Annotated in this window: 20 protein-coding genes and 1 pseudogene; 5 read left to right on the forward strand and 16 right to left on the reverse strand. The window is 62.4% G+C overall.

Features of this window, described 5'->3' with window-relative positions; genetic code table 11:
* Positions 1 to 4: 4 nt before the first annotated feature.
* Complete coding sequence (locus tag NKJ81_RS12570) at positions 5 to 625, reverse strand: DUF1287 domain-containing protein (protein WP_352502479.1); 621 nt, start codon at positions 623 to 625, stop codon at positions 5 to 7.
* 267 nt (positions 626 to 892) lie between these two features.
* On the opposite strand from NKJ81_RS12570, the gene NKJ81_RS12575 reads away from it, so the two are divergent.
* Entirely contained in the window at positions 893 to 2,077 is a 1,185-nt protein-coding gene (locus NKJ81_RS12575; RefSeq protein ID WP_352540621.1) for a DUF2865 domain-containing protein, read from the forward strand.
* On the opposite strand, the gene gltX is transcribed toward NKJ81_RS12575, so the two are convergent.
* From gltX to NKJ81_RS12600, 5 genes are all read right to left on the reverse strand, one after another.
* Positions 1,995 to 3,368 carry a glutamate--tRNA ligase gene (gene gltX / locus NKJ81_RS12580; RefSeq protein WP_352471740.1) on the reverse strand — a complete coding sequence of 458 codons (1,374 nt, stop codon included), beginning with the start codon at positions 3,366 to 3,368 and terminating at the stop codon, positions 1,995 to 1,997. The genes NKJ81_RS12575 and gltX overlap by 83 nt on opposite strands.
* A 133-nt stretch (positions 3,369 to 3,501) precedes the next feature.
* Positions 3,502 to 5,307 carry an ABC transporter ATP-binding protein gene (locus NKJ81_RS12585; protein WP_352540622.1) on the reverse strand — a complete coding sequence of 602 codons (1,806 nt, stop codon included), beginning with the start codon at positions 5,305 to 5,307 and terminating at the stop codon, positions 3,502 to 3,504.
* A gap of 381 nt (positions 5,308 to 5,688) precedes the next feature.
* Positions 5,689 to 6,102, reverse strand: a complete 414-nt coding sequence (locus NKJ81_RS12590; RefSeq protein ID WP_352540623.1) for a GNAT family N-acetyltransferase — start codon at positions 6,100 to 6,102, stop codon at positions 5,689 to 5,691.
* Between the two features lie 27 nt (positions 6,103 to 6,129).
* Positions 6,130 to 7,812, reverse strand: coding sequence for an NAD+ synthase (locus NKJ81_RS12595; RefSeq protein WP_352540624.1), 1,683 nt, complete (start codon positions 7,810 to 7,812; stop codon positions 6,130 to 6,132).
* 65 nt (positions 7,813 to 7,877) lie between these two features.
* Positions 7,878 to 8,591, reverse strand: a complete 714-nt coding sequence (locus NKJ81_RS12600; RefSeq protein ID WP_352540625.1) for a DNA-3-methyladenine glycosylase I — start codon at positions 8,589 to 8,591, stop codon at positions 7,878 to 7,880.
* Positions 8,592 to 8,674: 83 nt separating this feature from the next.
* Here NKJ81_RS12600 and NKJ81_RS12605 point away from each other — a divergent pair, with 83 nt between their 5' ends.
* Positions 8,675 to 9,238, forward strand: coding sequence for a DUF1003 domain-containing protein (locus NKJ81_RS12605; RefSeq protein ID WP_023680015.1), 564 nt, complete (start codon positions 8,675 to 8,677; stop codon positions 9,236 to 9,238).
* Positions 9,235 to 9,822 carry a DedA family protein gene (locus NKJ81_RS12610; RefSeq protein WP_352540626.1) on the forward strand — a complete coding sequence of 196 codons (588 nt, stop codon included), beginning with the start codon at positions 9,235 to 9,237 and terminating at the stop codon, positions 9,820 to 9,822. Before NKJ81_RS12605 ends, NKJ81_RS12610 begins: the two co-directional genes overlap by 4 nt.
* 3 nt (positions 9,823 to 9,825) lie before the next feature.
* Here the strand turns inward: NKJ81_RS12610 and NKJ81_RS12615 are convergent, their stop codons facing one another.
* From NKJ81_RS12615 to NKJ81_RS12640, 6 genes are all read right to left on the reverse strand, one after another.
* The gene (locus NKJ81_RS12615; protein ID WP_352540627.1) at positions 9,826 to 10,413 is read right to left on the reverse strand and encodes a hemerythrin domain-containing protein; all 588 of its coding nucleotides are present in this window, start codon (positions 10,411 to 10,413) and stop codon (positions 9,826 to 9,828) included.
* Positions 10,414 to 10,453: 40 nt separating this feature from the next.
* Complete coding sequence (locus NKJ81_RS12620; protein ID WP_352540628.1) at positions 10,454 to 10,813, reverse strand: diacylglycerol kinase; 360 nt, start codon at positions 10,811 to 10,813, stop codon at positions 10,454 to 10,456.
* Positions 10,814 to 10,890: 77 nt separating this feature from the next.
* On the reverse strand, positions 10,891 to 11,310 hold the full coding sequence (locus NKJ81_RS12625; protein WP_352540629.1) for a GFA family protein: 420 nt from the start codon (positions 11,308 to 11,310) through the stop codon (positions 10,891 to 10,893).
* 149 nt (positions 11,311 to 11,459) lie between these two features.
* A complete protein-coding gene (locus tag NKJ81_RS12630) occupies positions 11,460 to 12,833 on the reverse strand; it encodes a class II 3-deoxy-7-phosphoheptulonate synthase (RefSeq protein ID WP_352540630.1) in 1,374 nt (457 codons plus the stop codon).
* Between the two features lie 179 nt (positions 12,834 to 13,012).
* The gene (gene mfd, locus NKJ81_RS12635) at positions 13,013 to 16,510 is read right to left on the reverse strand and encodes a transcription-repair coupling factor (protein ID WP_352502470.1); all 3,498 of its coding nucleotides are present in this window, start codon (positions 16,508 to 16,510) and stop codon (positions 13,013 to 13,015) included.
* A gap of 13 nt (positions 16,511 to 16,523) precedes the next feature.
* Positions 16,524 to 16,811, reverse strand: coding sequence for an FAD assembly factor SdhE (locus NKJ81_RS12640; protein ID WP_352471754.1), 288 nt, complete (start codon positions 16,809 to 16,811; stop codon positions 16,524 to 16,526).
* Positions 16,812 to 16,902: 91 nt separating this feature from the next.
* Here NKJ81_RS12640 and recG point away from each other — a divergent pair, with 91 nt between their 5' ends.
* Complete coding sequence (gene recG, locus NKJ81_RS12645) at positions 16,903 to 19,011, forward strand: ATP-dependent DNA helicase RecG (RefSeq protein WP_352540631.1); 2,109 nt, start codon at positions 16,903 to 16,905, stop codon at positions 19,009 to 19,011.
* On the opposite strand, the gene NKJ81_RS12650 is transcribed toward recG, so the two are convergent.
* From NKJ81_RS12650 to glmS, 4 genes and pseudogenes are all read right to left on the reverse strand, one after another.
* Positions 18,963 to 19,715 (reverse strand): DUF502 domain-containing protein, encoded by a 753-nt coding sequence (locus NKJ81_RS12650; RefSeq protein ID WP_023680026.1) that lies wholly within the window; start codon positions 19,713 to 19,715, stop codon positions 18,963 to 18,965. The genes recG and NKJ81_RS12650 overlap by 49 nt on opposite strands.
* A gap of 81 nt (positions 19,716 to 19,796) precedes the next feature.
* Entirely contained in the window at positions 19,797 to 20,096 is a 300-nt protein-coding gene (locus tag NKJ81_RS12655) for a HigA family addiction module antitoxin (protein WP_352540632.1), read from the reverse strand.
* Positions 20,097 to 20,133: 37 nt separating this feature from the next.
* Positions 20,134 to 20,402 (reverse strand): annotated as a pseudogene (locus NKJ81_RS12660) (type II toxin-antitoxin system RelE/ParE family toxin).
* A gap of 32 nt (positions 20,403 to 20,434) precedes the next feature.
* On the reverse strand, positions 20,435 to 22,258 hold the full coding sequence (glmS, locus tag NKJ81_RS12665; RefSeq protein ID WP_352540633.1) for a glutamine--fructose-6-phosphate transaminase (isomerizing): 1,824 nt from the start codon (positions 22,256 to 22,258) through the stop codon (positions 20,435 to 20,437).
* Between the two features lie 288 nt (positions 22,259 to 22,546).
* Between glmS and NKJ81_RS12670 the strand changes: the two genes are divergently transcribed.
* Positions 22,547 to 22,840 (forward strand): hypothetical protein, encoded by a 294-nt coding sequence (locus NKJ81_RS12670; RefSeq protein WP_352471802.1) that lies wholly within the window; start codon positions 22,547 to 22,549, stop codon positions 22,838 to 22,840.
* The last annotated feature ends 1 nt before the right edge of the window (position 22,841 follow it).

Raw genomic sequence — 22,841 nt, forward strand, 5'->3', positions numbered from 1 at the left:
TTTCTCAGACTGGCTTGAACCGGAAATGCCCTGTCTGCCTGAAGGCAAACAAAGTGTCCTCTTCCCTGGCGCCGCCGCCGATATTGTGAATGACCAGTCTTCTTGTCGGTACCAATGTGGAGCGATTGGACGACACGATGGCAATATGCGGCAGATTGCCGGGCAGCATCTGGGCGACGAGATCCCCAGGCCGATAATCGGCGGGGTCTTGGCTGACGGGCAAGGTGGCACCGCGCCGCTCGAAATAGACCGCAAGATTGGGCACACGGCGGTGGTCGATGTTGCGGTCCGGCGCTTTCAGGCCCCAACCCTTCGGATAGGCGGCAAAATTGGCCCGCATATCCTCATGCACCAATTTTTGCAGGTCGAGATCGAAGGCGCGGCGATAGGCACGGATCACGACATCCGTGCAAACACCCCGCTCGGGCCCAACGTCCCCGCCCGGATAGGCCAGGCGTGTATAGGTCGGATCGTAGAGTGTGGTGACGCCGATCTGCTCACGGGCAGCTTCGACCAATTTGGTGCCCCAATCCGGCGTGATGGGCTTTTCCTGCGCCATGGCAACCGGCATCGCCAGGCACAAAAGACCAAATTGCACTGCGGCTCGACGGGTAATCGCGGTCATGCCAAGCCTCCGGGCGTTACTGAATCCAGGCATTCTTCTAGGCGAATACGCCTTTTTTCGTGCAACGCCAGGATGTCGCGGTTCTGGTTCTGTCCGAATATGTCGTGTGGCGTGGTCGATATGACAGCACCGGTCGTGATCGAAGCCGCGCACTGGCGCAAGCCATCGCCGATTTGGGCTGAAGCTGGAATCGGCGGTATGCTAAACAAACGATTAACCGCAAGCGCGGTAGCTTTCTGAACGACAGGCAGGCGGAGTTTCGGAGGGATGACGGGCGCATGTTGGAAGCTGACGCGTGCCGCCGCGCTGCTCGGTGCCCTGCTAATGTGCGACATTGCCGTCACTCAGGCGCGGGCCGCTCCGCGCCTCTGCCGCCAGCTTGAAGCCGATCTTGCCGCCGCTTCTCGTGGTGGCGGCGGCAAACCGGCTTTGCTCAGGAAATATGACGACGCAATCGTCCGGCAGCGCCAGCAGATTTCAAAGGCCGTCAGCCAGGCCAGCAGCGCCGGCTGCGGCTTTTCGCTGTCTCGCCGCAACGCCAACGCATGCGCAGCACTCGACGCCACCATCGATCGCATGGCAGCCAATCTCGACGCCCTGCAGGCCAAGCGCGGCGACCTTGCCGGCGGTGGTTCGCGACGTGATCGTGCGCGCATATTGACGTTGCTTGACGCCAATGGCTGCCGCGATGATGCGGCGGCGCGGACGCCCGCGCCGGTCCGCGAAGCCAGCCGTGAAAACGGCAAGCGAAACCTGCTCGACCAGCTTTTGGGCAGTCAGCCCGAAGAGGCCGACCAGGCTGAAGAACTGAGCCAGCCGGGCAACATCCGCACCGTGCTCAACAGCGCCGACATGGGCCAGCCCCAAGGCGAATTCCGCACCATGTGTGTGCGGACCTGCGACGGCTATTTCTTCCCGATGTCGAATGCTGCCTCGCTGGGCGATTTCGAGCGCGATCAGAAGAATTGCGAATCGAGCTGCCCCGGCACCGAGATGCAGGTTTTCTACACGCGCGGCATGAACAGCGATTCGGCGTCCATGACGTCTTCGGTGACGGGCAGGCCTTATATCGAACTGCCGACGGCCTACCTCTACAAGCAATCCGACATGCCGCGGCCGCCGACCTGCGGCTGCAATGCCGGGCAAAATTTCGAGATCATTGCCGGCAACCCGCCAACCCCGGGACAATCTGAGGCGAACGTGGCGACCACCCCGTTCGTTCCGCTGCCGGTTGCCAGGCCTGATCCGGCCGCCGACCCGGAGACCTTGGCCAATGCAGAAGGCGGCCTCGACCGTGAGGCGATCAAACGGCTTGCTGTCAAACCTGTGCCCTCGCCGACATCGCTGCCGCCGCCGGAGCAGCGCAAGGTCAGGGTCGTCGGGCCAACGTTCCTTCCCGACCCAGCAGCGGCAACAGATCTGCAAGCTCCGGACCCGAAGGCTGTCCCGTAAGCGCCAGCCTGAGCGGCATGAACAGCGCCTTGCCCTTACGGCCGCTCGCCGCTCGGATCTTGCCCGTCCAGTCCTTCCAGACGGTGCCGTTCCAAGGCTCTTCCGGCAGCAACTCGAATGCCTGGCGAAGAAAGTCGCGGTCCTCGTCGGAAAACTCCGCCGGCTCCTCTGGACCATCTCGAAGCGTACGCCACCAGATCGCCGCATCGGCCAGCCTGTCGAGATTGCCGCGCACGGCCAGCCAGAAAGACTCGGCCTGTTCGCCGGAGATGCCGAGCACGATCAGCCGGTCGCGCGCCTCGGAAAACGGCATGTGATGCAGCAGCGTGCGGTTGAGCACGAAGAGCTCGTCCGGGTCGAATTTGGCGGCGGATTTCGATGTTGCAGCCGGATCGAAGCGCTCGACTAGCTCGGCCATCGTTGGCACCGCCACGACGTTTTCCGAGGTGCCGACGAGCACCGCCAGCGAAGCGATCGCCATCGGCTCGATGCCGCTCTCACGCAGGCTCTGGATGGACAGCGCGCCGGTGCGCTTCGAAAGTCCCTCGCCTGATGCCGTTGTCAGGAGATTGTGGTGGCCGAACACCGGCGGCTCCGCGCCAAGTGCTCGGAACAGGGCTATCTGGACGCCGGTATTGGTGACGTGGTCGTCGCCGCGAATGACATGGCTGACGCCCATGTCGATGTCGTCGACAACCGAAGGCAATGTGTAGAGGTAGGTGCCGTCCTCACGCCGCAGAACCGGGTCTGAAAGCGAGGCGAGGTCGACGGTCTCTTCGCCGCGCACCAGGTCGTTCCAGTGGATTTCGGTGCGCTCCGGCTGTAGCGGATCGCTGCTGAAGTTGGGCAGCAGAAAGCGCCAGTGCGGCCGCCGGCCATCGGCCTCATATTCCGCCACCTGCTCGGGTGCCAGCGTCAGCGCCTCGCGGCCATAGACTGGCGGCAGGCCACGCGTGCGGCGCACCTTGCGCCTCAGGTCAAGCTCTTCAGGCGTCTCATAGCAAGCATAGACGAGGCGCGCCTCCTTCAGCCTCTCCAGTGCGGCATCGTAGATTTCGACCCGCCGCGACTGGTACTCCGTGGCATCGGGGAAGATGCCCAGCCAATGAAGGTCATACAGGATAGCGTCGGAAAACTCCTGCGTCGAACGGGCGACGTCGGTGTCGTCGAAGCGCTGGATGAAGCGGCCTTTGTTCTTGATGGCGAACAGCCAATTGAACAAAGCGGTGCGCGCATTGCCGATATGGATGCGGCCGGTCGGTGACGGGGCGAAACGGACGGTAACTGTCATGAGCGGGGCGTACCGGATGGTTTTGCTGTTGACAAGACGCGCCCCCGCGCTCGGCGGCAGACATAGAACATGACAAAGGCGAAGAAAAGACTGCAGCGCCGCACGTCTATCAAGACGCGCGGCACCGCAACCGTCAGATCACCAGGCCTTTGGTCAGTTCAAGCGCCTGGCGTTCGAACAGCCGGCGGTAGATGCCGCCTTGCAGCCGGATCAGTTGGTCATGCGAGCCCTCTTCGACGATGCGGCCGCGATCGAACACCAAAAGCCTGTCCAGCGCCCGCACCGTCGACAGCCGGTGGGCAATGACCAGCGTCGTGCGGCCGACCATCAACCGCTCCATCGCCTGCTGGATCAGCACCTCCGATTCCGAATCGAGGCTCGACGTTGCCTCATCCAGGATGAGAATGCGCGCATCGGCAAGAAAGGCGCGTGCGATTGCAACGCGCTGACGCTCACCACCCGACAGCTTTACGCCACGCTCGCCGACCAGCGTGCCATACCCTTTCGGCAAATTGGCGATGAAGTCATGCGCGCTGGCCAACCGCGCCGCGTGCTCGATCTCGGCCTGCGTGGCGTCCGGCCGGGCATAGGCGATGTTTTCGGCCAGCGACCGGTGAAACAGGATCGGCTCCTGCTGGACGATTGCGATCTGTCCGCGCAGCGACGCCTGCGCCACATTGGCAATATCCTGGCCGTCGATCAGGATATTGCCCGCAGTCACGTCGTAGAGGCGCTGGATCAGCTTGACGAACGTCGTCTTGCCGGAGCCCGAATGGCCAACCAGCCCAACCCGTTCGCCCGGCGCGATGTCCACCGAAAAGTCGCGATAGAGCGGCAGGCGGTGGCTGCCATAATGGAACGTGACGTTGTCGAAGGTGATACGGCCATCGGTGATCCGGATCGGTTTGGCTCCGGGCCGATCCTCGATGCCGAGTGGTTCGGACTGGAAGTCGACCAGTTCCTCCATGTCGTTGATCGAGCGCTGCAGATTGCGGATATGTGTGCCGATGTCGCGCAGATAGCCTTGCAGCACGAAGAATGAGGTCAGCACGAAGGCGACATCGCCGGCGCTCGCCTGCCCCCACGACCACAACAGCAGGGAGAACCCGATGACCGCTGCCCTCAAAAGCAGCAGCATCGTCCCTTGCGTGGTGCCGTTGACGGTGCCGCGCATCCAGGTGCGGCGCGTGCGACCGCGCCATTTGGCGACGACCTCGGCAAGCCGCGTCTCCTCGCGTTCCTCGGCGCCAAAACCCTTGACCACGGCGTTGCAGCTCACCGCGTCGGCCAGCGAGCCGCCAAGCCGTGTATCCCACGCATTGGCAAGCCTTGCCGCGGGCGCGACATAGCCAAGCGACAGCATCGTCGTCACCGCGATGAACAGAACCGAACCGGTGGCAACGACAGCACCCATCAGCGGCCAGAACCAGCCAAGCAGCAGCGTCGAGCCGACGAGCATGACGACCGATGGCAGCAGCGCGATCAGGATCGTGTCGTTGAGCAGGTCGAGCGCCCACATGCCGCGCGTTATCTTGCGCACCGTCGATCCGGCGAAGCTGTTGGCGTGCCAGTCGGTGGAGAAGCGCTGGACGCGGTGGAAGGCGTCGGCGGCGATATCCGCCATCATCTTCAACGTCAGCTCGACAATGGCCATGAAGGCGAGATTGCGCAGCACGACACCGGTGAGCGCCAGGGCCACCAGCATCGAAAAGGCCGCTGTCGCCGCGTTCCACGCAACATCGTCGGCCGCAGCACTGCTGGCGACGGCATCCACCAGCCGGCCGGAATAGAGCGGCGTCAGCACGTCGGCCAAGGTCGACAGCAGGAATGTGCCCATAATGCCGGCAAGCCGCCACGGCTGACGCCGCCAATGGCTGAGCGTGAAGCCAAGAACGCTGCGAAAGGCGCCCGCGCGCAAATCTATTCGAAAACGAGTCATGATGTCATTCGGGCGCAAACGAGCCCGATCCCACGAAAGTAGAAATTGAAAAACCGCGTCGGCGCCGTTTGGCGCCCGGAGATGCGGAGGTTTGGCGTATTTGGCGGCCCTGTAGAGGGGCGGCGACCGGCAGCGGCGAAATACCGGCCTCGGTTCAGCCTTGCCGCGAGGCTATCTCGGGCGCACTGACCAAGACCTAGGCTTCGCGGCCTCGCATAACGATGTCAAATCCTGGCATTCGGTTCCTCCTGAAGGGGAATCGCGGAGAGGTGTTTATAGAGACGCCTCAACGCCGCGCCAAGTCAGTAGATAGCCAAAAGCGCATCTGGTCCAAGCAGTGAGACGATTTTGCAACAATCGCGGGTTGTGCGCTGCCTCTGTTCAGGTTGCCGGGATACGGTCGAGGCGCATATAGCGGCCGTCGGTGGAAGGCCTGAAGCCGAGCTTCTCGTAAACCGCATGGGCGTCGTTGGTCGACAGGCTCCAATGCGTGACCGTCTTGACGTCCGAGTGGTCGATAAGCGCCTGGACAAGCCGGGTTCCGATGCCTTGTCCGCGATACCCGGGCCAGACAATTATGTCGGCGAGATAGGCAAATACCGTACGGTCGGTGATCGCCCGGCCGAAGCCGACCTGATTGCCGCCGACATAGGCGCCGACGCACAGTGAGTTGGCAAAAGCGCGGCGGTGCAGTTCATCGCTGCGGCCGCTGCCCCAATAGCTCGCCTTCAAAATGTCGGATGTCGCCCGGAAGTCGATCCGCGACGGGTCGAAGCTGATTTCAAGGTTGGCCATGGCTAAACCGTTAAACAGGCCAATCGCCTACCCGCCATCCCTGAACCGGTTGGTAATGGGATAGCGGCGGTCGCGGCCAAAGTTCTTCCTGGTGATCTTCACGCCGGGCGCCGCCTGCCGGCGCTTGTATTCGGCGACGTAAAGCAGGTGCTCGACGCGCGTCACCGTCGCCCGGTCATGGCCGCGCGCGACGATGTCGTCGACACCCATCTCGTTTTCGATCAGGCACTCCAATATGTCGTCGAGCACCGGATAGGGCGGCAGCGAATCCTGGTCCGTCTGGTTCTCTCGCAGTTCCGCCGAGGGCGCCTTGTCGATGATGTTGTTCGGGATCACCTCGCCGGACGGACCGAGCGCACCCGGCGGCACATGCGCGTTGCGCCAGCGCGACAGCGCATAGACCTGCATCTTGTAGAGGTCCTTGATCGGATTGAAGCCGCCATTCATGTCGCCATAGAGCGTCGCGTAGCCGACCGACATCTCGCTTTTGTTGCCGGTGGTGACCACCATCGAGCCGAACTTGTTGGAAATCGCCATCAGGATGGTGCCGCGGGCCCGGCTCTGCAGGTTTTCCTCGGTGATGCCTTCCTTGGTGCCCTCGAAAAGCTGTGTCAACGTGTGCAGGAAACCCTCGACTGGCTCGAAGATCGGCACGATGTCGTAGCGGCAGCCGAGCGCGCGGGCGCAGTCCTCGGCATCCTTGAGCGAGTCCTTCGAAGTGTAGCGGTAAGGCATCATCACGGCGCGCAGCCGTTCCTCGCCGAGCGCATCGACGGCAAGTGCCGCGCAGATCGCCGAATCGATGCCGCCGGAGAGGCCGAGCACGACATTCTTGAAGCCGTTCTTGTTGACGTAATCGCGCAGGCCCAACATGCAGGCGCGATAGTCGGCCTCCTCCTTTTCCGGGATTTTCGACATCGGTCCGTCAGAGCAGACCCAGATGTCATTCTTTCGCTTCCAGGTGGTGACGTTGACCGTCTCCTCGAACTGGCTCATCTGGAAGGCCAGCGTCTTGTCAGAACCTATGGCAAACGATGCGCCATCGAAAACCAGCTCGTCCTGGCCGCCAAGCTGGTTGGCATAGATAATCGGCAGTCCGCATTCGATGACCTGGCGGATGACGATCTGGTGGCGGACGTCGACCTTGCCGCGGTAATAGGGCGAGCCGTTCGGGACCAGCAGGATTTCCGCGCCGCTTTCGGCCAGCGTCTCGCAGACGGCAACCTCGCCCCAGATATCTTCGCAGATCGGCACTCCCACGCGCACGCCGCGGAAATTGACCGGCCCCTGGATCTCGGGGCCGGCCTGGAAGACGCGCTTCTCGTCGAACTCACCGTAATTCGGCAGATCGAGCTTGTAGCGTTCGGCAAGGATCTTGCCGCCATCGGCAAAGATGATCGAATTGTGCGTGCCGGTCTTGCGCTTCAACGGCGTGCCGATGACGAAACCCGGGCCGCCGTCGGCGGTATCGCCGGCGAAATCCTCCGCCGCCCGCTCGCAGGCCTTCAGGAAGGCGGGCTTCAGCACCAGATCCTCAGGCGGATAGCCGGCAAGGAAAAGCTCGGTAAACAGCACGAGGTCGGCGCCTTGGCGGGCGGCATCCGCCCTCGCCTCGCGTGCCTTGGCAAGATTGCCGGCGACGTCGCCGACCGTCGGATTGAGCTGGGCGACGGCGATGCGCAATATGTCTGGAGCGGTCTTGTCTGTCATGCCCGTGGGTTTAGCGCGGCAAAATTCGTCGGGCAATGGCGTTCGTTTGGACCAAACAGTCGATCCTATTCGCCCATATATTCGCGCAAGGCTTCCGGCGGATGGTTCTCGCCGATCGACATTGCCAGAATGCGCGAAATGTGCCGGCGCGGCAGTCCGGTTTCCGCCGCCCAGGCGTTTATCTGCACTTGGATCTTGCCCAGGTCCTTCTTCGATGTCGGGCTCTGCGCGAGGTCGAGCCCGGCGTCGCGCAGCGCTGCCGCCATGTCGGCCGAGACGATGAAGGCGTCCCACTCCAGCCAGCGCAGAAAATACTGGCCGGTATTGCCGCCGAGCCGGCTGCCATGCTTGCCGAGATAGGCCATCAATCCGACCTGGTCATCCGCCGGCCAATTGGCCAGGAACTTGCCGAAGCTGCCATGCTCCTTCGACACGCGCTCGACGAAGGCTGCGTTGTCGCGTACGGATTTGATCTTCTGCGGATTGCGGACGATGCGCTTGTCGGCTGTGAGATCGTGCCAGAAATCGTCAGGCTGGAACAGCAGCCGCTTCGGCTCGAAGCCAAGAAATGCTTCCTCGAAACCCGGCCATTTCTGCTCGATGACGCGCCAGACAAAGCCGGCGGCAAAAACCCGCTCGGCCATAGTCGACAGGATCCGGTCGTCCGCAATCTTTGCCACCGCGGCATTGTCGGGCATAGGACCCAGCAGCGACGTCAGCGCTGCCTCACCGCCTTTGCGCTTCGCTGCACGGGCGCGAATTTTCTGAAAATCCACCATTGTTTCCTGACCCCATCGCGTCAATCTACCACTTCCCGTAGGAACCGGCAGCTTCTACCTCATCGCGGACGACGGAGGCGACGATGAACAAAACGATCGAGGACCTGGCAAGCCGCTGGCTGAAGCGAAAGCCGGACGGCCTCAGCGCGCTCGAAAGCCGGGTACTGCAATCTACGCTCGAGCGCACCACGATCTCCAAGGACACCAACAAGGCCGTCGCCTTTCACCAGACGTTTGGAGATCGCCTGGCCGACACCATCGCCCGGATCGGCGGCTCTTGGTCCTTCATCCTGGCATTCATTGGCTTCCTGATCCTGTGGACGGCAGGCAATGTCTGGCTCTTGTCGCGCGCCGCCTTCGATCCCTATCCCTTCATCTTCCTCAATCTCGTGCTTTCCATGGTTGCCGCCCTGCAGGCGCCAGTGATCATGATGGCGCAAAACCGCCAGACGGAGCGCGATCGAATCGACGCCGCCCACGACTATGAGGTTAATCTCAAGGCCGAGATCGAGATCATGGCGTTACACGAAAAGCTCGACGAACTGCGCCACAGCCAGATCATCGGCATGCGAGACGAGATCGCCCGGCTGGCCGAGCAGGTGAAGCGCATCGACGACATTCTGTCGAAGCAGCGAACGTCTTCATGACGGAAGTCATCCATCGTCTCATTGAGCAATATGGATTGGTCGCGGTTTTTCTGGGCTGCGTCGCAGAGGGCGAAAGCGCCGCAATTCTTGGCGGTTTTTTTGCGCATCAGCATGTCTTCATCCCGTGGCAGGCGTTTCTCGCAGCCGCGCTCGGCGCCTTCGGTGGCGACACGTTCTTCTTCATCTTGGGACGGAGCTTCGCCGACCATAAATTCGTGATCAGGCTCCGAGCCCGGCCGGGCTTCAGCCACGCCTACCGCCTTGTCACCTCTCATCCCAACATTTTCGTGCTGTCGAACCGCTACATCTATGGCCTCCGCCTGGTCGGCGGCATCGCCGCCGGGCTGTCGGGCATTGCGGCGGCGCGCTTCGTCATCCTCAACGCCATCTCATCGGTGGTCTGGGCGGCACTGTTCTGCACTGTCGGTTATGTCTTCGGGCTGGGCGCGGAGCACATCGTCGGCCAAGCGCTAGCTCGTCACGAGCGATTACTGATCGCTCTGGCAATCGGCCTTGTTGTGGCCATCCTCGGCTGGCTCGCGGCCCATATCGTCGCCAAGAAGGAACTCCGCAAGGGAAGCTGATCGTCAATCAATGCCGAGCGCGCGATCACCCTTCTCGAGGATCAGCGGAATGATCAGGTCTTCCTCGTCGGCAAGATGCCGGGTCAACATGGCGATCAGCCGGCCGTTCTCGTCGGCATAGGCATCGGCGGCGAAACGCTGTTTGTCTTCGCTCTCCTGAAGCGTGCGGATGAAGGCATTTGCCGCCTCGGCATTGCGCTCCAGTCCCTCATGGATTGTGTGGTGATCGGCATCGAGAATCTCGAAGCCGCGCTTCAGACGGGTCTCGGCCCTGGCGAAGACCGGGAAATAATGATGGTCCTCGACATTGTGATGGCCGTCGAGATTGCCGAGGAAATGGTTGAGGCGCGGCGCGAACCAGCGCGCGAATTCCGGCGCGTTCAGCCTACTTTCTCGATAATCGCCGATACCATTGGTGAGCATGCCGCCAAGCTCGCGGAACATGTCGTGCCGCTGCAGCCACATATTGGCTATGCCGTGGATATTGGCATGCGCCTGCCAGTCCTCGCGCGGATATTTTTCGACCAGCCAGCGCAGATCGTCCGGCAGGCCCTCACGTTCAAGCAACAGAAATCCGGTGGTATCGGCCATGTCAGGCCCCTCAGTTGACCGGCATGTAGTGTCTGAAACGTCAGATCGGTCCCCCGAGGATCCGCTCGATGACGGCGACGCCCCATACCCCGGCAGCGATCACCACCGAAATCAGCACCGCCAGCGAACCGCAATCCTTGGCCAGTTGGATATCGACGTTGAATTCGCGGCTGAACGCGTCGCATGCCGCCTCGATGCCGGTGTTCAGCACCTCGATCATGATCATGAGCAGCACCGCGCCGATCAGCAACGCATAGCCGCGCCACGATTCCGAAAGGAACCAGCCGAGCGGCAAGGCAAGCACGAGCAGCGTCAGCTCCAGCTGGAAGGCCTCCTCGCCGGCGGCCAGTTTGCGAAACGCCCGCACCGAATTGTAAAAAGCGTCGATCAGTCGCTGCATGCCAAAACCCTTCGGAATCACCGGCAGGGGATAGCGCAATGGCTGGACCAAGGGAATAAGGCGGCCTCTGCAAAGAATCAGCCGGCTGCCACCTTGATCGACGGCGTCGACTTCTCGAACTGCGGCAGCCCGTCATCGATGGCGTAATAATCGCCCTTGTCGCCGACGAAGATATGACATTCGCCTTGGAGCCTAGTTGGCGCGTCGAACAGCCCTGCCATGACCGAAACATAGCCGTCATCGCTCGGCTTCCAGAACAACAGAGAGCCGCATGTCTTGCAGAAGCCGCGCCTGGCGAACGAAGAGGCCTCGTACCAGGTGATGCTCTTCGCGCCGGTGATTGTAATGTCGCGGTCGGCAACGTTGGTCGCCGCATAAAAATGCCCGCTCTGCTTCCGGCACTGCGAGCAATGGCAGTAGACGACACCGCGTAGCGGTCCTAGTGTCTGGAACCGCACTGCCCCGCACAAGCATGATCCGGTGTGACTTTCAGCCATGTCGGCCTCCCGATGCAATTGCCATCGCCTGGCAGGATTCCAGTTTTGCGCGCGTTAGGCACGAGCAAATGCGACACCGGCGGGATTGAATACAAAAAGCGCCGGTTTTCGCCCGGCGCTTCTTCAATGACATCAAAGTTCAGATCATATCAGCCGTTAACGGCCTGCTTGTGCTGGACCGGATGGGTCTTCTTGAGCAGATCGGAGACCAGGAACGCCAACTCGATCGCCTGGTCAGCGTTGAGGCGCGGATCGCAATGGGTGTGGTAGCGGTCCTGCAGCTCTTCGGCGGTGATGGCGCGGGCGCCACCGGTGCATTCCGTGACGTTCTTGCCGGTCATCTCGACATGGATGCCGCCCGGATGCGTGCCTTCGGCGCGGTGCACCTCGAAGAAGGTCTGCACCTCCTTCAGGATGCGGTCGAATGGCCGTGTCTTGTAGCCGGCGGCCTCGATCGTATTGCCGTGCATCGGGTCGGACGACCACACCACGCTGCGGCCTTCCTTCTGCACCGCGCGCAGCAGTTTGGGCAGATGGTCGGCAACCTTGTCGGAGCCGAAGCGGGCGATCAGCGTCAGCCGGCCGGGCTCGTTCTCCGGATTGAGCAGGTCGATGAGCTGCAACAGGCCATCCGGCGTCAGCGACGGACCGCATTTCAGCCCGAGCGGGTTCTTGATGCCGCGGCAATATTCGACATGCGCATGGTCGGGTTGGCGCGTGCGATCACCGATCCAGATCATGTGGCCAGAGGTGGCGTACCAGTCGCCGGAGGTCGAATCGACGCGGGTCAGCGCCTCCTCGTAGCCGAGCAGCAACGCTTCGTGGCTGGTGTAGAAATCCGTCTCGCGCAGCGCGTAATTGGTCTCCGAGGTGATGCCGACGGCCTTCATGAAGTCCATCGTCTCGGTGATGCGGTTGGCGAGCGATTCGTATTTCTCGCCCTGCGGGCTGTCGGACACGAAGCCGAGCATCCATTGATGCACGTTCTCCAGGCTGGCGTAGCCGCCCTGGGCGAAGGCACGCAAAAGGTTGAGCGTCGCCGCCGATTGGCGGTACGCCATCTCCTGTCTTGCAGGATCGGGAATGCGCGACTTGGCGTCGAACTCGATGCCATTGATGATGTCGCCGCGATAGCTCGGCAGCGTTACACCGCCCTTGGTCTCATTGTCGGACGAGCGCGGCTTGGCGAACTGGCCGGCGACACGGCCGACCTTCACCACCGGCTGGGCGCCGGCGAAGGTCAGCACCACCGACATCTGCAGGAAGACGCGGAAGAAGTCGCGGATATTGTCGGCGCCATGCTCGGCGAAGCTCTCGGCGCAATCGCCGCCCTGCAGAAGGAATGCGTCACCGGCAGCGACGGCTGCAAGCTGCTTCTTCAGCTTGCGTGCCTCACCTGCAAAAACCAACGGCGGAAACGTGGCAAGCTGGGCTTCCGTGTTCCTCAGCGCGGCAAGATCCGGATAGGCAGGAACCTGCTGGATCGGCTTGGCTCTCCACGAATTCGGCGACCATTTCGTCATCGAAGCACCTAACGCTCTTTCACACGGACGCCATCGCCCGCCAATCCGCCCCATATGGGGTCGCGGCTCCATACACGAAGCCGATTTCCTATTCTAGACCGGAAGTGGTCGCGTGGCGAATGAGCACGGCACTGCGAAAGTGCCGATGCGGCTGTGCCCAGAGCACCAGCCACGCGCTGCTACGCCGCCTTCTCCACCAGCCGCGCCAGCTGCGTCATGACAACCGCTGAGCCAGCCAGCCGCTTCTCGGGCGTCGCCCAGTCACGGCTGAAGACGACGCTCTGGTCGGGTCGGATCTTGGCCAGCGAGCCCTGTTCGCCGATGAGCTTGACCAGCCCGACCGGATTGGGGAATTCCCGCTTGCGGAAATGGACGACGACACCTTTCGGCCCGGCGTCGAGCTTCTCCACGTTGGCCTTGCGGCAAAGCGCCTTGATGAAGACGATCTTCAACAGATGCTTTACCTCTTCCGGCAACGGTCCGAACCGGTCGATCAGCTCGGCGCCGAAAGCATCGATCTCTTCCGTATTTTCGAGATCGCCAAGACGGCGATAGAGCGCCAGCCTGAGCTGCAGATCCGGGACGTAGCTTTCCGGGATCATCACCGCCGTGCCGACGGCGATCTGCGGCGACCAGCCGCCGTCCTGCACCTCGCCGGAATCCTTCACTTCGGCCACCGCCTCCTCCAGCATCTGCTGGTAGAGCTCGAAGCCGACCTCCTTGATGTGGCCCGACTGCTCTTCGCCAAGCAGATTGCCGGCGCCGCGGATGTCGAGGTCGTGGCTGGCCAGCTGGAAACCGGCGCCTAGCGTATCGAGCGATTGCAGCACTTTCAGCCGACGCTCGGCTGTATCGGTTAGCTTGCGGTTGGCGGGCAGAGTGAACAGCGCATAGGCGCGCACCTTCGAACGGCCGACGCGGCCACGCAACTGATAGAGCTGAGACAGGCCGAACATGTCGGCGCGGTGTACGATCAGCGTATTGGCGGTCGGTATATCGAGGCCGGATTCGACGATGGTGGTCGACAAAAGCACATCGTACTGGCCGTCATAAAAGGCATTCATGATATCGTCGAGCTCGCCGGGCGGCATCTGGCCGTGGGCCACCGCCACTTTCAGCTCAGGCACGGATTCGCGCAGGAAATCATGGATTTCCGTGAGATCGCTGATACGCGGTACGACGTAGAAGGAATGGCCGCCACGGTAGCGCTCGCGCAGCAGCGTCTCGCGGATGACCAGCGGATCGAAAGGGGAGATGAAGGTACGCACGGCCATGCGATCGACCGGCGGCGTGGCGATCAGCGACAGCTCACGCACCCCGGTCAAGGCAAGCTGAAGCGTTCGCGGGATCGGCGTCGCCGACAGCGTCAGAACGTGGACGTCGGTCTTGAGATCCTTCAGCCGCTCCTTGTGCTTGACGCCGAAATGCTGCTCCTCGTCGATGATCAGCAGGCCGAGATTCTTGAACGAGATCGAGGAGCCGAGCAGTGCGTGCGTGCCGATGACAATGTCGACTTGGCCTTCGGCGACGCCCTTCTTGGTCTCGGCCAGTTCCTTGGCGCCGACCAGCCGCGAGGCCTGGGCGACGCGGATCGGCAGGCCGGAGAAGCGCTGCGAGAAGGTCTTGAAATGCTGGCGCGACAACAATGTCGTCGGCACCACCACCGCGACCTGAAAGCCTTCCATCGCCGCGATGAAGGCGGCACGAAGCGCGACTTCGGTCTTGCCGAAGCCGACATCGCCGCAGATCAGCCGATCCATCGGCTTTCCAGCGCCCAGATCACCCATGACCGAATCGATTGCCGTTTGCTGGTCGTCGGTTTCTTCATAGGGGAAACGCGCCGCAAACTCGCCATAGAGGCCTTCCGCCGGCACCAGCGCCGGTGCGGCCCGCATTTGTCGCTCGGCGGCGATGCGGATCAGCTGCCCGGCCATGTCGAGCAGACGTTTCTTCAGCCGTGCCTTGCGCGATTGCCAGGCGCCGCCGCCAAGCTTGTCGAGCGTCGCCTCGGCCGAATCCGAGCCATAGCGCGACAGCAGCTCGATGTTTTCCACCGGCAAGAACAGCCGATCGTCGCCGGCATAGTGGATTTCAAGGCAATCGTGCGGCGCACCGACCGCCTCGATGGTGCGCAGCCCGATGAAGCGGCCAATGCCATGGTCGGCATGCACGACGATATCGCCTGAAGACAATGCCGAAGCCTCGGCGATGAAGTCGGACGCGCGCTTCTTGCGCTTCGAGCGCCGGATCAGCCGGTCGCCGAGAATGTCCTGCTCGGCGACGACGACCAGTTTCTCGGTCTCGAAGCCGGATTCGAGCGGCAGCACGGCCAGGGCCGCCTGCCCTGGCTCAAGCCTTTCGGCTTCGGCAAGCGTCGCCACCGGCTCCAGATTGCCAAGGTGATGCTCGACCAGGATCTGGCCGAGCCGGTCGAGCGAACCTTCAGTCCAGCCGGCGACGACGACACGGCGGCGTGCAGCGCGCTCGTCGGAAATGTGTTTGACGACGACGTCGAAGACGTTGGCGTTAGGGTCGGCGCGTTCCTCGACGAAGCTGCGGCCATGGCGCGAGCCGGCATGGAACACCTTTTTCGCACCGGCATCGGGCGCGTCGAAGGAGGTGAAGTCGATCGCTTCGCGCGGACCAAGCGAGGCAATCAGGTTCTCGGGCGACAGATAAAGCTGATCCGGCGACACCGGCTTGTAGGGCACGGCATCCTTCAAGGCGCCGTCGGCCTGTTTTTTTCGCGCCTCGTAATGATCGAGGATCAGAGTGTGGCGCTCGGCCAGTGCCTCATGCGCCAGATGATCAAACACCACGGGCGCATCCGGCAGGTAATCGAACACGGTTTCCAGCCGCTCATAGAAGAACGGCAGCCAGTGCTCCATGCCGGCAAACCGCCTGCCCTCGCTGACCGCCGCATAGAGCCCATCGTCGCGCGAGGGCGCGCCAAAGGCTTCGATGTAGGCGCGGCGGAAGCGGCTGATGGTTTCCGGCGTCAGCGCCACCTCGCTCATCGCCTGCAGCGCCATCGACTTGCGTTGGCCGATGGTGCGCTGGGTTGCGGTGTCGAAGACGCGGATCGATTCCAGCGTATCGCCGAAGAAATCGAGGCGCAGTGCCTCCGTCCAGCCGGGCGCGAAGAGATCGAGAATGCCGCCGCGCACGGCAAATTCGCCGATGCCGCGCACCGTCGGCACCCGCTCGAAGCCGGAAGTCTCCAGCCGTGACACCAGCGCGTTCATGTCGATCTGGTTGCCGGGCTTGGCGTGAAAGGTCTGCGCCTCGACGAGTTCCGCCGGCGGAATGCGTTGAAGCAAGGCGTTCGCGGTGGTGAGAATGACGGCGCGGTGCGGCTTCTTCGCCAGCGCGATCATCGCTGCCAGCGCATCGAGCCGCCTTGCGGCGGCGTCGGCGCCGGGCGAGACGCGGTCGTAAGGCAGGCAGTCCCAGGCCGGCAGTTCCAGCACCGGCAGGCCCGGCGCGGCAAAGGCAAGCGCCTCGACGATCGCCGGCAGACGCTGGCCGTCGCGCGCCACGAACAGCACCGGCTTGTCAGGGGCGATCTCGTGCGCAGCCTGCACCAGCGCAAAGGCTTCGTAGCCGTCGGCGACGCCATCGACGATGAACTGGCCGGCGCGGCCTTTCGGCAGACCGATCGTAGGGATAAGGCTCATGGCTACACGTTGTTCAGAAGGTCATCTCCCGGCGCGAAGCCAGGATTTTTTGCAGGACGGTACAGTCGATATCCGCCGGAACCGGGCGTTCGCCAGTGACGAGAGGCAGGAATTCGGTGTCGGGAATGTCGAGGAGCCTCTCATATTGGTCGATTTCGTCGCCGGTCAAGGCGCCGATCTCGGCATCGGCGAAGCTGCCGAGTATAAGGTCCATCTCGCGCATGCCGCGGTGCCACGAACGAAACAGAAGCTTGCGGCGGCGGGCATCGAGCCCCTCGCTTGATCGTTTCGTTCCGGTCATCTTGCAACATCCTTGCCCAGGCGGCGCATATAGCGTGGATAGAAGGCGGTGTCAGCCTTGCGCTACAGTCGCCGCAACATAAGCTGACATCATGCGTCCCTCCCTCCTCGATCCGCTGTTTGTCCCGATCACCTCGCTTGCCGGGGTCGGGCCAAAAGTTGGCGCCCTGATCGAAAAAGTCGTAGCAGCCGACCTCGGCGACCGGGCCGCGCGCGCCGGGGATCTCTTGTTCGTGCTGCCGCATACTGTCATCGACCGCCGCAACCGGCCTGGCATCGCCGGCTCGGCGGAAGGCGCCATCGTTACGCTCGACGTCCGCATCGACCGCCACCAGCCGCCGCCACGCGGCAACAGGTCGGTCCCGTACCGGGTCTACGCCCATGACGACACCGGCGAGATCGCGCTGACCTTCTTCCATGCCCATGCCGCCTATCTCGAAAAAGCAATGCCCGTAGGCGAGCATGTCGTCGTCTCCGGCCGCATGGAATGGTTCAACGGCCGCCCGACCATGGTTCACCCCGACCATATCGCACTTGCCGGTGACGCGGAAAACCTGCCGCTGGTCGAGCCGGTCTATCCGCTGACCGCCGGGCTCTCGGGCAAGGTGCTGCGCCGGGCCATCGGCCAGGCGCTGGCCCGCCTGCCGGTGCTACCCGAATGGCAGGACGGTGAGTTCCGGCGCCGCCATGCCTTTCCTGCTTTCAGCGATGCGCTCAACCGCATCCACAATCCTGCCGACCCGATCGACGTCTCTGTCGACGGCGCAGCGTGGCGGCGCCTTGCCTATGACGAGTTCTTGGCCGGCCAGGTATCGCTGGCGCTGGTGCGGGCCAAGGTCCGCCGATTATCTGGCCGGCCACTCGTCGGCGACGGCCGCATAGTCGAACAACTGCGCGTGGCACTCCCCTATTCGCTGACCATGTCGCAGGAAATGGCGCTTGCCGAAATCAACGCCGATCTCGGTGACCCCGAACGCATGCTGCGCCTTTTGCAGGGCGATGTCGGCTCCGGCAAGACGGTGGTCGCGCTGCTTGCCATGGCGCGTGCCGTCGAGGCCGGCGGCCAGGCGGCATTGATGGCGCCGACCGAAATCCTGGCGCGCCAGCATCTGGCAACGATTGCGCCGTTGGCGGAACGGGCCGGCCTGCGTGTCGCCGTCCTCACAGGTCGCGAAAAGGGCCGCGAGCGTGCCGACACGCTGACCGGACTGGCCAATGGTGACATCGACATCGTCGTCGGCACCCATGCGCTGTTCCAGGAAACGGTGACGTTCCGTGACCTCGTGTTCGCCGTCGTCGACGAGCAGCACCGTTTCGGCGTCCACCAGCGCCTTGCCATTACCGCCAAGGGCGACGCGCCCGACATGCTGGTGATGACGGCAACGCCGATACCGCGGACGCTGGTGCTGACTGCATTCGGCGACATGGATGTGTCGAAGCTGACGGAAAAGCCGGCCGGCCGCCAGCCGATCCGCACCGTCACCTTGCCGCTTGAACGGCTCGACGAACTGATCGGACGCATGCTCGACGCCGTCGCCGATGGCCAGAAAATCTACTGGATCTGTCCGCTGGTCGAGGAATCCGAGGAGATCAAGCTGATGTCGGCCGAGGACCGTTTTGCCTCGCTGAAGCCGCTGTTCGGCGACCGCGTCGGCCTGGTGCATGGTCGCATGAAAGGCGCCGACAAGGACGAGGCGATGCGCGCCTTCAAGCAGGGCGACACCCGTATCCTGATCGCCACCACCGTCATCGAGGTCGGCGTCGATGTGCCGGACGCGACGATCATGGTCATCGAGCATGCCGAGCGTTTTGGCCTCGCCCAACTGCACCAATTGCGCGGCCGGGTCGGGCGTGGCGACAAGCCTTCATCGTGCGTGCTGCTCTACAAGGATCCGCTCGGCGAGACGGCAAAACGCCGTTTGTCGGTAATGCGCGAGACCGAGGACGGCTTCCGTATCGCCGAAGAGGATCTGAAGCTGCGCGGCGAAGGCGAGTTGCTCGGCACCCGCCAGTCCGGCACGCCGGGCTTCCAGGTGGCGCGCATCGAGGCGCATGCCGACCTGCTCGAGGCCGCTCGCGACGATGCGCGGCTGATCCTGTCGCGCGATCCGGAATTGCAGTCCGAACGCGGCACGGCGCTGCGCCTGTTGCTCTATCTGTTCGGCCGCGACGAGGCCGTGCGGCTCCTGCGTGCCGGCTGAGGCATCGTGTCGAGCGGCGGATTGGCAAGCGCGCCGTGGATCTGCTCGCCATTCACCGTCACCATTTTGACCGCCGGCGCCACCAAGCCGGCCGACACGATCAGCTTGGCTCCGTCCTCGATTGTCATGTCGAGCAGCACAATGTCGGATTTCGGCACATACATCAGAAAGCCCGTCGTCGGGTTGGGCGTACATGGCATGAATACGGCAATCAGCGGATCGCCTTCCCGGTCGAGCTTCTGGTTGATCTCGGTTTCCTTCTCGCTGGCGACGAAGACCAGCGACCAGACCCCTTTGCGCGGATATTCGACCAACCCGACCTGGCGGAACATGTCGCCCTTGTTCGACAGCACGGTCTCGAAAATCTGCTTCAGCGAACGGTAGATGCCGCGCACCAGCGGCATGCGGCCAAGCAGGCGCTCGCCGAAATTGACGATGGCGCGGCCAACGATATTGGCGGTCATAAAGCCGATGAAGGTGATGAGGATCAAGGCAACGATCAGCCCAAAACCCGGCACTGGAAACGGCAGGTAGGTGTCCGGATTGTAGCGTACCGGAATGTAGGGTTTCACCCAGGAATCGACCCAACCGATCAGCGACCAGGCAATGTAGGCGGTAATCGCCAGCGGCGCGCAAACGACGAAGCCGGTCAGGAAATAGTTTCTCAGCCGGGTCATGCCTGAGGTCTTGAGAGCATCCGACATGGTTCACCGCAGCGTGTGTTTGCAGCGCGACACTACTGAACCCCAAGGCGCTTTGGAATGGCGAAGTTTTTAAAAGATCAACTATGCCGCGGCTTCCAGCGGTTCGATCTTCTCGAGCTCCGGTGCGAGTTTCTTCGCCTCGGTTTCAAGTTCATAAGCCTGCTGAAAATTCATCCAGAATTCCGGCGTGGTGTTGAAGAGCCTGGCGAGGCGAAGCGCGGTATCAGGAGTCAGGCCGATCTCTTCCTTGGCAATGCGTTCGATACGGGTACGAGGAAGATTGAGCTTCTTCGCCAGCGCACCGGCACTCATACCGAGCGGGACGAGATATTCCTCGCGCAGGAACTCTCCGGGGTGAATTGGACGTACGAACTTGAGCATGGTTCAGAGACCTCAAGGGTTTAGGGCAAGTGCCCGCTCAATGGTAGTCGACGATCTCCACCTCTTCGGCGCCAGCGTTGGTCCATTTGAAGCAGGCATTGGTCGTTGATACGAATTGAATGCTGCCCAGCTCTGCTCCCTTCAGGGCTTCAAGGCGATTTCCGGGTGGCGATCGTTCAATTGTCCGGCGTTTTCGATCGCTCGAAGACGACGTTCGCCACGGGCAACCAGATCCGGTGGAAAACCTTTCGGTGCCTTCCCCTCGGCAACCGCTTCCACCGCTTTGCCTTTGAACGAAACGATCAACTTGGACCCTATCGGTAGCCGTTTGGAACCGATCATTCCACCGTTACCGATTTCGCCAGATTGCGCGGCTGGTCGACATCCGTGCCCATGAACACGGCGGTGAAATAGGCGAGCATCTGGATCGGCAGTGCGTAGATGATCGGCGAGATGATTTCCGGCACGTCCGGCAAAACGATCGTCTCCATCGTCTTCACCGTGGCGTGCGCGGCGCCCTTGCTGTCGGTGATCAGGATGATCTTGCCGCCGCGCGCCGCCACCTCCTGCATGTTCGAGACGGTCTTTTCGAAGATACGATCATGCGGGGCGATGACGATGACGGGCATGTTCTCGTCGATCAGCGCGATCGGGCCGTGTTTCAACTCGCCGGCGGCATAGCCTTCGGCGTGGATATAGGAAATTTCCTTGAGCTTCAGCGCGCCTTCCAGGGCCAGCGGAAAATTGGTGTCGCGGCCGAGATAAAGCACGTTCTTGTAGTGCGAGAGGTCGCGCGCGATCTTTTCGATCTGCCCGTCGAGCTTTAGCACCTGGTTGGCATAACGCGGCGCTTCCGACAGCTCGCGTATCAGCGTTTTCTCCTGCTCCTGCGAAATCGTTCCGCGCGCCACGCCGGCCCGCACCGCCAGCGAGGCCAGCACGGAAAGCTGGCAGGTGAACGCCTTGGTCGAGGCGACGCCGATCTCCGGGCCGGCCAATGTCGGCAGGATGACGTCGGATTCGCGCGCCATGGTCGATTCGCGCACATTGACGACCGCGCCGATCTTCATGCCGGCCTTGCGGCAGTAGCGCAGCGACGCCAGCGTGTCGGCGGTCTCACCCGATTGCGAGATGAAGAAAGCGGCATCGTTCTTCGACAGCGGCATCTCGCGATAGCGGAACTCCGAAGCGACATCGATGTCGACCGGCAGCCGCGCATAGCGCTCGAACCAGTATTTGCTGATCAGCCCGGCGAGATAGGCGGTGCCGCAGGCCGAGATCGCCAGCCGGTCGACCTTGGCGAAATCGAACGGCAGGTCGAGCGGCTTCGAGACGCCGCCGACGAAATCAACATAATGCGCCAGCGTGTGCGAGATCACTTCCGGCTGCTCATGGATCTCCTTTTCCATGAAATGGCGGCGGTTGCCTTTGTCGACCATGAAGCTCGTGCTGAGCGACTGTTGGCGTTTGCGGTCGACCTTGTTGCCGCCCATGTCGAAGATATCGACCTCGTTGCGGCGCACCACCGCCCAGTCGCCGTCTTCCAGATAGGTGATCGAATTGGTGAAAGGGGCAAGCGCAATGGCGTCGGAGCCAAGGAACATCTGGCCGTCGCCATGACCGACCGCGAGCGGCGGGCCATTGCGCGCGCCGACGATCAGATCCTCGTCGCCCTTGAACATGATGGCGAGCGCAAAGGCGCCTTCCAGCCGCTTCAGCGCCTTGTGCGCCGCCTCAACCGGCTTCAGCCCCCTGGCCAGTTCGCGCGCCACCAGATGCGCGACGACTTCGGTATCGGTCTGTGAGGCGAAGCTGTAGCCGTCGCGCATCAGCTCGTCGCGCAATTCGGCGAAATTCTCGATGATGCCGTTATGGACGATGGCGACGCCGTCGGAAAAATGCGGATGCGCATTGCTCTCGTTCGGAACGCCATGCGTGGCCCAGCGCGTGTGGCCGATGCCGATCATGCCGTCGAGCGGTTCGTCCTTCAGCAGGCGCTCGAGATTGACCAGCTTGCCCTCGGCGCGGCGGCGGTCAAGCCTGCCGTGCTCGATCGTGGCGACGCCGGCCGAGTCATAGCCGCGATATTCGAGCCTTTTCAGCGCATCGACGATAAGCGGCGCGACCGGCGAGTCACCGACAATTCCAACGATACCGCACATGGCGCTTGCCCCCGATTCCGACCTCAAACCCGGCGCTATTTAGAGACTGCCGGGCTGTCGCGAAAAATCACATTCCATTTCGTCCGGTATCAGCCGGACTATCCTGCACAGATGCACCATGACAGGGCGCACTTGCAATCCGGTTACTGCAATTGCTCAGTTTCTCCGCTTATGTATCCTATCTCGGCTCAACGGCTCCAGAAATCAGTCAAAGACATGATGCGGCTATGAACGAACGAAATTGACACGGTGACGCTTTGGCGTCCGGTTGGTCCCCGCGAACTGGAGTTGATCCAGAGGGCAGGGATGCGCGCCTTTCCTCCTCGACTTGCCGATCAGCCGATCTTCTATCCGGTTACCAGCGAGGCCTATGCCACCCAGATCGCCCGAGACTGGAACGTGCCCGCGAGCGGATCAGGTTTCGTGACGCGTTTCGAGGTGCGTCGCAGCTTTCTGGACCGTTACAGCGTCCAGCATGCCGGCAGCCGGGCGCATCTGGAATACTGGATCCCGGCCGAAGACCTGTCGGCCTTCAACGATGCAATCGTTGGCGAAATCCAGCTTGTCGCCGAGTTCCGCTAGT

The sequence above is a fragment of the Mesorhizobium sp. M0018 genome, assembly GCF_040323955.1.
Taxonomy (GTDB): domain Bacteria; phylum Pseudomonadota; class Alphaproteobacteria; order Rhizobiales; family Rhizobiaceae; genus Mesorhizobium.